An 11,257-nucleotide genomic window follows, 5' to 3' on the forward strand; every position below is an offset into this window, starting at 1 on the left:
CTGTGATGACTGATAAACTACCATTCTAGTAAACATGCTGACAACACGGCACCAACAATAAGCCTTGATCCGCGTCACAGAACACAATTTATCCGCCAGGTTCGGCCTTAATGGTGCAGCACGCCGCTGAAATGATCCTTGTATTTGAATAATTCCAGATCGGATCTCAGCCCCAGTTTGCGCAGCGCAGTCTGCTTTTGCCCGCTGATGGTTTTGCGGCTGCGCGCATATTTCACCGCGATCTGCGTGATGCTCAATCCATCAAGATAGCAGCGGATCACTTCGATCTCGCGTGGGCTGAGATCGCGCAGCAGCAGTTTGAGCTCATCACCCAGTTCGCGTGGCATTAAGTAGTCATGCATCTCCCGATCGCTTTCCTGGAACTTATCCATCTCCAGCAACATCTCTGAGGTGAGAAAACGCTTGTTGCGGCACACCTGATGAATAGCAGTCACTAATACTTCCTGCTCTTCGCTCTTACCGATAAAACCGTGTACACCCGCTTTTAACAGCAGCTGGACAATGGCCGGTTTCTCCATCGACGAGGAGACCAGAATTTTCAAATCGGGATAGCGCAGGCGAAGCTGTTTCACCATCTGCAAGCCGTCGAGATCCTCTTCGCCCAGCATGTAATCGAGTACCAGCACATCCACCGAATTCTGCTGCAGGAAACTCATCAGCTGCTGACGCTGGGCAAAAGTACCCACCAGCTCCAGCTCGGGTTCCTGTGCCAGGCGATACTGAATCGCTTTGCCAATCAGCGGATGGTCATCTAATACGGCGACCTGCCAAATCGCAGTTTCTTTCATGGTTTCACCTCATCAATGTGGTTTTTTTCTAGTGTATGTAGGAACAGTTCTTCCAGCTGCGCCACGGCAGCGATAACCGCTGGCAACTGCTGCTGCAGCAGCGCATGATCTTCTTCCTCAGCCGCTTGCTCGGCAGCGAGGCTGCTGTGTTGTAACGCTTCGGCATGCAGTAGCTTGGCGCTGCCGAGCAATTGGTGTGCGGCGTGGCGTGCGCTGGCAAAATTCGCTTCTTCCGTCGCCAGCTTTAGCTGCGCAAGATCGCGCGCGTTCTGCTGCTGGGCGGTGGTCACCAAATCGTGCCAGGCTTGCGGATCGTTGGCCGCAAGGTTTTCCAGTGTGAGTAATGTGTCAGGGCGTGAATGAGTCGGTGGTGCTCCCGTCACCACTTTCAGCAGCTGCGTGCTTTCCAGCGGTTTAAACAGGCAACCATTCATCCCCGCCTGAATGGCGAGCTGGGCAACGCGCTCTTCCGCCATGGCCGTGAGGCCATAAATGGGGACGATGCGGCGATTAAGGCGCTTCTCTTCTATACGGAGCTGACGGGTAAACTCGAAGCCGTCCATGCCGGGCATGTTGCAGTCGGTGATTACGCGATCGATTTCATGCTCACGCCATAATGTCAGCGCCGCTTCACCGCCATCCGCGACTAAAACGTGATGCCCGGCGTAACGCAGCTGCTGTGCCAACAGCAGCTGGTTGGTGGCGTTATCATCAACAATCAGCATGCGCAGTGATACGTGGGCAATGTCATCTACCTGCTCAGGCTCAACCTCTGCTTCAAACAGCGTGCTGGGCTGAGCGCTGAAGCGCAGCATAAATACGCTGCCTACTCCAGGCTCACTCTCAACGTGCAGCTCCGCTTCCAGCATCGCCGCCAGACGGCGGCAAATATTGAGCCCAAGTCCGGTACCGCTGACGCGGTTAGTGCCTTGATCAACCTGAATAAAGGGATCGAAAATGGCCTGCTGCTGTTCGGGCGTTAAACCCGAGCCGCTGTCACACACTTCCAGCACATAGTCGGGTTTACTGGTATCCGCTTGATACAGTACGACTTCAACTGCGCCGCTGGTGGTGAATTTGATGGCATTACTCACCAGATTCGACAAGATTTGCTTTAAAGCGACCGGATCAAACATCACACAATCCTGGTCAATTTCGAGTATCACATTCAGCGCTATGCCTTTATTGAGTGCCACCTGGTGGAATAGCGCTTCGGTGTCGTGAATCACATCGCTGAGCGACATCGTCATCGGGCGAATGCTGAAATGGCCGGATTCGATTTTCGCCAGATCAAGGATGTCGCCTACCAGCGAAAGCAGTGAACGCGAGGATTGCCACGCCAGATCGATATTCTTCTGCCGCTGCTGCTGATCGCTCTGCCCCAAATGCTCGATTTCCAGCAGGCCAATCAGCGCCGCCAGCGGCGTGCGGATTTCGTGGCTCATGTGGGAGAGGAAGGTACTTTTCGCCTCGCTGGAACGTAAAGCTGCCCGCTTGGCTTTGTGCACATCCTCCAGCAGCGTTTCGATGTAGTGCAGCTGCTGGCCCATCTCCTCTTCATGCTTGCGTTGCTTCGCGAGTGAGGATTTCAACAGATGGTTACGCCACAGGAAGAACAGCAAAAACAGGCCGGCGCCTATGCCGAAACGCAGCATATAACTGCGATAGCTCTGCCATGAGGTGCTGGTGGCGGGCGGCGTGTACTTAATCCAGCGTTCCATCAGCGATTGGATGGTGGGCTGCGGAATATCTGACAGCGCTTTATTCAGGATTGAAATGAGATGTTTATCCGCAACATTGGCGGCCATTGCCATGCGAAACATCGGTAATGGGGCGACAAATGCCACTTTGAAACGGTCATTGAAGTGATTATTGAGTAAAAACTGCGCCGATTCATAAGGCACGATAAAACCGTCTACCTGTTTATCCTGCAGCTGCCCGAGAAAATCAATCGAGACGGCATTTTCAACAAAATCTACCTCCGGCCAGCTACGACGAAGGTCGTTACGGTAATAAACGCGTTCATACAGACCCACGCGTTTGCCTGCCATCTCATCCAGGCTGTGCCATTTACTCTCTTTTCGCGTGACGACCACCCAGGGTGAATAGATATATGAGCGCGAATAGCGGATATGTTTATTTTGTTGCGAAGCCGCGTCGCTCACCGCCAATAGCGAATGAGGCTGCTTGACCAGCGCATCACGCATCCTGTTTAAGCCATGCGTCGCCTGGTATTGAAAATGAATTCCCGTGCGTTGAGAGATGAGATTGAGCAGCTCTACGCTCAATCCCACCACGCGCTGTTTGGCATCGACAAAAGTAAAAGGGAGGTGCGAGGGATCGTAAAATACGGTGATATCGCGATGCTGCTCCAGCCATTTAGCCTCTTCATCACTGAGATCGAGGGGATGATTTTTCACTACTGAGCGATAATCCAGGCCCCAGGCCTCGGCGATTTGCACGGCGTTACGCAGTGGGATATTGGCGAGAATCTCATTAATGGCGGTGATAAGCGGATGATTGTCAGCGCGGGTGGCAAAACGGGCATCAACGTCATTGGTGTAGGGCGTGTCGTGTGACTCAATAATATTTTGCAGGCCGCGTTGCGATAAGTAACGCTGCGTGGCGGTATTGCTCCAAAACACCGTGTTGTTGCTCAATGCTGTTTCGGTGTACGCCCATAAATGCGGTGAAGCGGGCACTAAATAGGCCTTTGGATAACGCTGATGTAATAAGTTTTTGAGGGCGGTATCGCCGAAAAACATGAGTCGGTAATTAGCGTCTTTCAATTCCCGATCAAATTTTGCCTGACGACGACTAATTAACACGCTCTGTGCCAGCGAATAGGGGATGCTCAGTTCGAGGTGTGTGTCCTGGTTGGCTGCCTGGGTGTAATAGGGAGTGAGATCAATCTCGCCGGCTCGCAGCGCATCCACCATTTGCTGACGGGTGTCATATAACGTGATCTTCACCGGCAGGTTCATGGTTTTAGCGATGATGGCCAGGTAGTCAGCCGATAAGCCTTCGTAAGTTCCTTTTTCAAATTCAACCATATAGGGCGGAATGGCATTGTTCCATACGCCAACGCGCAGTACGGGATGACGCGACAGCCAGCGTTGGCTCGATGGGCTCAGCGACACTTCAGGAGAGACGAGTCCGTAACGTGGCGTGAAAGTTAATGGGGCAGCGCTCCAGGCTGAGAGACAGAGGCTCCACAGAACGATCATGCTTAGAATACGTATTACCACGACTCATCTCTTCCTTTTCGCTAACGGCGTCATGCACTGCCAGCGTGGCGGTGCAACTTTCTGGCGCAATCTTGACGCGCCCAATGACATCTCACAGCGGCACGCTGTTAAGCAGGAATTAAATGGCAGCTGAGAAAATTCTGGTAAATGACGGCTGAATGGGGCTATCGAATCGCCATTGGCGGGCAGAGAACGTGAGTGAATTTTACTAAAAGCTGGCGCTTAAATTAGTGAAGTTCGCTGTTTTTACCGGTTACACTCGACGTTACTCCTGAGGTTGCTGCAATTTACCGCTACTAATCGGCTTTTCATTTGTTTTATTTACAGAAACTTCCTGGCAGGCAAAATAGCGCTTATTTCCTCGCCTTCAGCCAACCATGTCAGAAGAAGCGCTGCGTCAGCAGATCCAGATCCTGAAAAAGCACAATGCGCGCTTAAAGCGTATAGCGCATGACGCGCGTAATAAGTTAAGTGCTGCGCTGGATGGTACCGGGCTCTGCTTGTGGCAGCTGGATATTCCGAGCGGTAAGTTAGTGATTTTCAACCGCCGCTGGGGCGCCATGCTCGGTTTTCAGCCAAAAGAAACCAAAGCCCAGTTTGATGTGTGGCGTGAATGCCTGCATCCCGACGATGCCGACGACGTGCTGAAAGCCTTTTACGATCATATTGAGGGGCGCGCGCCTTACTACGAAGCGCTGCATCGCATGCTCGGTAAGAACGACAACATCAAGTGGGTGCTGGATCGCGGGCGCGTGACCGAATGGGATGATCAAGGTAATCCTATCAAGGTGACCGGTACGCACATTGATATGACCAAAGAGAAAGAGTACGAAGCGCAGCTCTCCTCGCTGGCGCATCACGATCCGCTTACGGGCCTTACCAATCGCCATGCGCTGCCCAGCCATTTTAATCAGATGAAAGCAAAGGGGCCGCTATGCGTGGCGTTTGTCGATCTGGATAATTTTAAGCACGTCAACGATACGCTGGGTCATCGCAGCGGCGATGAGGTGTTAATTCAGCTCAGCCAGCGCATCAGCGCCGTGGTGCTGCCCAACGTGGTGATTGGACGCCTGGGCGGCGATGAATTTGTGCTACTGATCCCTTTCCTTATCGATTATCCCAAAGTGCGCATTATGCTGCAGGCGGTGCTGGATGCCGCGCTACTGCCGTTTGATGTTGATAACGGGCATGCACAAATTGGCGCATCAATAGGCATCGCCCAGGTGCAGGAGCTCGACCGTTTTGAGGATGCGCTAACCCGCGCCGACGAAGCGATGTATCAGATTAAGAAAAACGGCAAGCAAGGATTTGGCTTAGCGGGTTAACGCTGCCGAAAAAAAACGCCCACCTCTCTCCCATCCGCCGCCACGGCGCCTAAACTTGCTTACAGTAAACCGCCCGTCGTTCGATGTAGTTTGATTGGCAGACACACGACATCACTCACTAACGGAGCAAACGAATGAGTTCATTTAAGACGAAAGATGGCGTTAATCTTTATTTTAAAGATTGGGGTAAGGGCCAGCCGGTGCTGTTTAGTCACGGCTGGCCGCTGGATGCTGATATGTGGGACAGCCAGCTAAATTTTCTCGCCGAACGTGGCTATCGCGTGATTGCTTTTGACCGTCGCGGCTTCGGTCGCTCCGATCAACCGTGGGAAGGGTATAACTACGATACCTTTGCCGATGATATTCACGGCCTGATTGAACATCTGCAGTTAGATGATGTGACGCTGGTGGGCTTTTCAATGGGCGGTGGCGATGTATCACGCTATATCGGCCGCTACGGCACGGCGAAGGTGAAAAGTTTAGTGCTGTTGGGGGCGGTGACACCGATCTTTGGCAAAACGGCCGACCATCCAGAAGGCGTTGAGCAATCGGTATTTGACGGCATTAAAGATGGCTTACGCAAAGATCGTGCGCAATTTATCAAAGAGTTCGCGACGCCGTTCTACGGCATTAACGCGGGGCAAACGGTTTCTGACGGCGTGCTGACGCAAACTCTCAACATTGCGCTACTGGCATCGCTGAAAGGCACCATCGATTGCGTGACGGCGTTTTCTGAGACCGATTTCCGCGCAGATATTGCCAAAGTGGATGTGCCGACGCTGGTGATTCACGGCAGCAATGACCAGGTTGTGCCGTTCGAAGCCACCGGCAAACTGGTCCATGAGATGATTAAAGGATCGGAGCTTAAGGTTTACGAGAATGGTCCACATGGTTTTGCGGTGACGCATCAGGATCGGTTGAATGCGGATCTGCTGGCGTTTTTGCAGAAGTAAGACGTGATTTTTCCCTCACCCTAACCCTCTCCCGCAAGCGGGAGAGGGAACAGATCGTGCTAATCACTCCCTCTCCCCGTGGGAGAGGGAACAGATCGTGCTAATCATTCCCTCTCCCCGTGGAAGAGGGAACAGATCGTGCTAATCATTCCCTCTCCCCGTGGTAGAGGGAACAGATCGTGCTAATCATTCCCTCTCCCCGTGGTAGAGGGAACAGATCGTGCTAATCATTCCCTCTCCCCGTGGGAGAGGGCCAGGGTGAGGGCATCAAAGCGCACGAATTAATCCGCCAGCAAATGCCCGTACATTGTCATCAGCCTGCGGGTGACACCGTTGGTCCAGCCGAAGCCATCCTGCAACGGATACTCACCGCCGCCACCCGGACGGGCGCGATCGCCACTGATGTCGTATTTTTCCACCAGCTTATGATGCAGCGAATAGAAATTATTCACCGTATTCAGCCAGTTGACGGCAATTTCCGTCGCCAGCGTCTCTTCACCGTAGTGATTCAAACCGACAACGGCCATCCACTGCAGCGGAGCCCAGGCATTGGGTTTATCCCACTGCTCGCCGCTTTCCACCATAGATGTTAACAAACCACCTTGCGTGAGCAGCAACTGACGCAGCGCCACCGCCTGCAAATGCGCCTGTTCCGGCGAAGCGAGGCCGAGGAACAGCGGCACAACCGCCGCGGCGGTGAAGGCGCCGAAACGCTCGCGGCGCCAGTCGTAATCACGGTAAACCCCGGCGGTGTTATCCCACAGGTAACGGTGAATCGCCTGCTTGCGGCCATCGGCCTTTTTCTGCCACGCCAGCGCCGTCAGCTCTTCGCCTTTGGCATGCGACAGCGTTGAAATCATCAGTTCCAGTTTGTAGAGGAACGCGTTGAGATCGATCGGAATAAATTGTGTGGTGCGAATACTCGCCAGGCGCTGCGGATCGCGCAGCCAGCGTGAGGAGTAATCCCAACCCGAAGCCGCCCCGGCACGCAGATCGCGATAAACTTCGTTCGCTGGGCGGCTCGATTTTTTCGCGGTCTCGATATCTTCCAGCCACGACTCGTCTCGCGGCGTATCACGATCGTCCCAGTAACGATTTAGCAGCGAGCCGTCGGGCATGCGCACCACATGGCGATAAGCCTGATGCGGCATCAGCTCGCCCGCGCCGTCCATCCAGAACTGGTACTCCTTCATCAGCTGATCGAGATAGCGTTTCGCGCCGCGAATACCATCTTCTTCGAACAGCTCAACCATCAGCGCAAACACCGGCGGCTGCGAGCGGCTGAGATAGTAAGTACGGTTGCCGTTTGGCACGTGGCCGTAATTATCAATCAGCCAGGCAAAGTTATCCGCCATGTGGCGCAGCAAATCGTCGCGCCCCGCATCAGCAAGGCCCAGCATGCTGAAGTAAGAGTCCCAATAATAGGTTTCCCCGAAACGGCCACCGGGCACCACGTAAGGTTTCGGTAATGGCAGTAACGATGAGTGTGCTAAATGCTGCTGTGGCATTTTGGTTAACACGGGCCACAGATCGTCAATATGTTCCGTTAAGGTTTTATCCGGATTAGAAACATAAAAGCTCTCATTCACCTGCGGTGAATAAAAATGTTCGTGCACAAAACTTTCAAGATCAAAATCCGCTGCGCGTTTACGGCGACGGAAGCGAATTAAAATATCCAGCGGATCGAATTTGGGTGCGCAGTCTGGAAACGTTTTGCTGTCGGCAAATATGTGCGAGGTTTGCACCTGCTCAAACAGCTCCATGTAGCGATCGGCAGGCGTCAGCGCATCCGGCGCGGGCAGACCTTCGATCAGCTCGGGTTCTGGCTCCGAATCTTGCACACCTTCACGAACAAATTCATGAGGATTATATTGATACTCCAGTTCAGCATCTGCGCGTCGATCCTCGAAAGCGTTATATTGCTGTTGGTTAGTATTAATAGCAGCCTCCTGGTAAAGTCTTGAATGCGTAAAGGACAAATTATAGAGGTTTGAGAGGGCTAAACAACAATGCGATTTATCTATGAACGTAATAAATCATGTCGATGGATCGCCTGTTTTTATGAATTTTGAGCGATTACAACGGGCTATATTTCAGGAAATGAAAGCAGTGCTTGAGATGGATGTTTAAATAGCTGCACAGAATTATCTGTAATTAAGAAAATCGCTAAAATAAGACTAAAAAAGAGCGAGATGGCTTGATCAATTTATGGCAAACGCAGCGGGAGCTGAGCGTTTTTTCCCTCACCCTAACCCTCTCCCGCCGGCGGGAGAGGGAATGTTTAGCGGCTGAGACGAACTCGATCGGCTCCCTCGCCCGCGTGCGGGAGAGGGCTGGGGTGAGGGACCAAGCGCACCTTACTTCTTCAGCGCTGCCTTAATCACCTCCGCGTACGGCGTGGTTGGACGGCCAATCAGTTTACTCAACGTATGGCTATCATCGAATAATCCACCTTTTTCGGCTCCGGCATCTGAATCTGCCAGCATCTCAGACAATCCATCCGGCAAACCGGCACCTTTCAGCGCCGCGGCGAACTCCGCCTGTGGCAGGTTGATGTATTCAACCTTTTCACCTGACTGTTTAGCGATCTCGGCACTGAATTGCGCCAGCGTATAACTGTCGTCACCGGCCAGCTCATACACTTTGCCAGCCTGATCGTCACGGCTGATCACTTCTGCTGCCGCAGCTGCATAATCGCTACGCGCCGCCGATGAGATGCGACCTACACCTGCTGCGCCAATAAAGGCGTGGTGTGCCAGGGCGGGCGCAATGCTCGCCGCATAGTTCTCGGTATACCAGCCGTTGCGCAGCAGCGCGTAGGGAACGCCAGAGGCTTTCAAATCCGCTTCCGTTGCACGATGCTCAACGCCTAATCCTAATGGGGTGGTGTCGGCGTGCAGCAGGCTGGTGTAAGCAATTAAACTAACGCCCGCGGCTTTCGCGGCGTCGATCACCGCCTTGTGCTGGGCAACGCGCTGGCCGACTTCGCTTGAGGAGATCAGCAGCACTTTCTCTACGCCGGCAAAGGCGCTCTGTAGCGTTTCCGGTTTGCTGTAATCCGCCGCACGCAGCGTGACGCCCAGCGCTTTGAGATCCGCCGCTTTCTCGGGCGAACGCACCGCCGCAATCACGTCGCTGGCCGGCACTTTTTTCAGTAATTCGGTAATGACCAAACGGCCCAGTTGGCCAGTGGCACCTGTAATCGCAATCATGATGTTCTCCTTCAGTTTGAGCTGGTTTACAAACAGCCTACGAGATAAACTAACTTTTAGTAAGTACTTACAGATTTGTTAGTTTGGCGGAGATGGTTTAAGTGTCTGAAAAGATGAGTGATAAATTTACCCGTGGCGAGTTGCTTAATGTCAATTGCCCATCACGCGAGGTGCTCAAGCGTATCACCAGCCGCTGGAGCGTACTGATATTATTAGCGCTGCGCGAAGAAACGCTGCGATTTAGTGAACTGCGCCGCAAGATTGGTGGCGTAAGTGAACGTATGCTGGCGCAGACGCTGCGCTATATGGAAGAGGATGGTTTTGTCGAGCGTATTGCTTATGAAGTGGTGCCGCCGCATGTGGAGTATCGTCTGACCTCGTTAGGGCATGAAGTGGAAGGGCAGGTGGTTGGGCTGGCAGATTGGTTAGAGAGCAACGTGCATCGCATTTTGAAGCCTGTGCATTAATCAGGTCGCCATAAATGGCGTAATGCCGACCAGTTAAGCGTCGTATCAAATCACCGCACCTTCCGTAGCGGCGCGATTTATCGCGCAATAAATTGCGCCGCTACAATGTGTGCTCTCGGTAATGAGGGTTTTTCATGTCTTAACTGACAACCATTCATGGCACTCTTACGGCATCAGGCGTGCAAATACTTCTCAAACCAGCCCAGCGTGCGGCTCCAGGCCAACTCGGCGGCGGCTTTGTCGTAGCGCGGCGTCGAATCATTATGAAAACCGTGATTCACGCCGGGATAAACATAGCCTTCAAAGATTTTGTGGTTCGCCTTCAGCGCTTCTTCATAGGCGGGCCAGCCTTCGTTGATCCCTTTATCCAGCGCCGCATAGTGCAGTAGCAAGGGAGCTTTGATACGCGGCACGTCCTCGGCTTTGGGCTGACGTCCATAAAATGGCACGGCGCAGGCTAAGTCGGGAAACGCCACCGCCGCCGCATTGGCAACGCCGCCGCCGTAGCAGAAACCGGTAATGCCCACTTTGCCGGTGCCTGCTTCGTGGTGCATCAGAAAATCTACCGCAGCGAAGAAATCATTCATCAGTTTGGTGGGGTCGACTTTGGCCTGCATGGTTTTACCTTCGTCATCGTTACCCGGATAACCCCCCAGCGAACTTAAGCCATCTGGCGCCAGCGCAATATAACCCGCTTTCGCCACGCGCCTTGCCACATCTTCGATATAAGGATTCAGGCCACGGTTCTCATGCACGACCACTACGGCGGGCACTTTGCCTGTAGCGTTTGCCGGACGCACCAGATAACCGCGTACCTCGCCGTGACCCTGCGGTGACGGATAGTGAATGTACTCGGGTTTGATCGCCGGATCGGTAAATTCAACCTGCTGCGCCAGCGCATAGTTGGGGCTCATTGCGCTCAACAACGTGGCACCCGTCATCCCGGCAATGGTGAATTTTGCCGCCAGCGAAATAAATTCGCGTTTGCTGATCTTGCCATGAGCGTAGTAATCGTAAAGTTCGAGCAATTCCTGAGGGAAATCCTGTGCAGTAAGACGGGTCATAACCACTCCTTCGCGGATTAACGGGTTGATTGCTGCTTTAAAAAAGCACAGCTCGTCCCCTCAGGCAAATGTTATGACTCAATGGGTTAACCACTACCGATTAACCTCATGTGGAAAATATTCAGCAGGAATATATCCATTTGCTCTAAAAATATTATCTTTTAATTAACATTTTAGAT

The 11,257-nt window shown here is 53.0% G+C and carries 8 protein-coding genes; 3 read left to right on the forward strand and 5 right to left on the reverse strand.

Translation table 11 applies throughout. The features are described 5' to 3' along the window. Nucleotides 1-107: 107 nt before the first annotated feature. Entirely contained in the window at nucleotides 108-809 is a 702-nt protein-coding gene (locus tag AAGR08_RS02350) for a response regulator transcription factor (RefSeq protein ID WP_097096065.1), read from the reverse strand. Continuing rightward, entirely contained in the window at nucleotides 806-4,057 is a 3,252-nt protein-coding gene (locus AAGR08_RS02355; protein ID WP_345828345.1) for a transporter substrate-binding domain-containing protein, read from the reverse strand. Before AAGR08_RS02355 ends, AAGR08_RS02350 begins: the two co-directional genes overlap by 4 nt. 377 nt (nucleotides 4,058-4,434) lie before the next feature. On the opposite strand from AAGR08_RS02355, the gene AAGR08_RS02360 reads away from it, so the two are divergent. Further along, entirely contained in the window at nucleotides 4,435-5,382 is a 948-nt protein-coding gene (locus AAGR08_RS02360; protein WP_097096067.1) for a sensor domain-containing diguanylate cyclase, read from the forward strand. Between the two features lie 134 nt (nucleotides 5,383-5,516). Continuing rightward, the gene (locus AAGR08_RS02365) at nucleotides 5,517-6,335 is read left to right on the forward strand and encodes an alpha/beta hydrolase (RefSeq protein ID WP_345828347.1); all 819 of its coding nucleotides are present in this window, start codon (nucleotides 5,517-5,519) and stop codon (nucleotides 6,333-6,335) included. A gap of 281 nt (nucleotides 6,336-6,616) precedes the next feature. Here AAGR08_RS02365 and treF read toward each other — a convergent pair whose 3' ends face one another. Next, nucleotides 6,617-8,275, reverse strand: coding sequence for an alpha,alpha-trehalase TreF (treF, locus tag AAGR08_RS02370; RefSeq protein ID WP_176519208.1), 1,659 nt, complete (start codon nucleotides 8,273-8,275; stop codon nucleotides 6,617-6,619). A gap of 417 nt (nucleotides 8,276-8,692) precedes the next feature. Next, nucleotides 8,693-9,547, reverse strand: coding sequence for an SDR family oxidoreductase (locus AAGR08_RS02375; RefSeq protein WP_345828348.1), 855 nt, complete (start codon nucleotides 9,545-9,547; stop codon nucleotides 8,693-8,695). 101 nt (nucleotides 9,548-9,648) lie between these two features. Here AAGR08_RS02375 and AAGR08_RS02380 point away from each other — a divergent pair, with 101 nt between their 5' ends. Further along, nucleotides 9,649-10,014 carry a helix-turn-helix domain-containing protein gene (locus AAGR08_RS02380; RefSeq protein ID WP_345828350.1) on the forward strand — a complete coding sequence of 122 codons (366 nt, stop codon included), beginning with the start codon at nucleotides 9,649-9,651 and terminating at the stop codon, nucleotides 10,012-10,014. A gap of 173 nt (nucleotides 10,015-10,187) precedes the next feature. On the opposite strand, the gene yghX is transcribed toward AAGR08_RS02380, so the two are convergent. Further along, on the reverse strand, nucleotides 10,188-11,078 hold the full coding sequence (gene yghX / locus AAGR08_RS02385) for a YghX family hydrolase (RefSeq protein ID WP_097096071.1): 891 nt from the start codon (nucleotides 11,076-11,078) through the stop codon (nucleotides 10,188-10,190). Nucleotides 11,079-11,257 lie beyond the last annotated feature (179 nt).

This window comes from Pantoea sp. BRR-3P, from assembly GCF_039621635.1.
GTDB classification, from domain to species: Bacteria; Pseudomonadota; Gammaproteobacteria; order Enterobacterales; family Enterobacteriaceae; genus Pantoea; species Pantoea floridensis.

Bases quoted from the DNA above. Each gene is read 5' to 3' on its own strand.
- AAGR08_RS02350 (WP_097096065.1), bottom strand. From the start codon at position 809: ATGAAAGAAACTGCGATTTGGCAGGTCGCCGTATTAGATGACCATCCG.
- AAGR08_RS02360 (WP_097096067.1), top strand. From the start codon at position 4,435: ATGTCAGAAGAAGCGCTGCGTCAGCAGATCCAGATCCTGAAAAAGCAC.
- AAGR08_RS02365 (WP_345828347.1), top strand. From the start codon at position 5,517: ATGAGTTCATTTAAGACGAAAGATGGCGTTAATCTTTATTTTAAAGAT.
- AAGR08_RS02375 (WP_345828348.1), bottom strand. From the start codon at position 9,547: ATGATTGCGATTACAGGTGCCACTGGCCAACTGGGCCGTTTGGTCATT.
- yghX (WP_097096071.1), bottom strand. From the start codon at position 11,078: ATGACCCGTCTTACTGCACAGGATTTCCCTCAGGAATTGCTCGAACTT.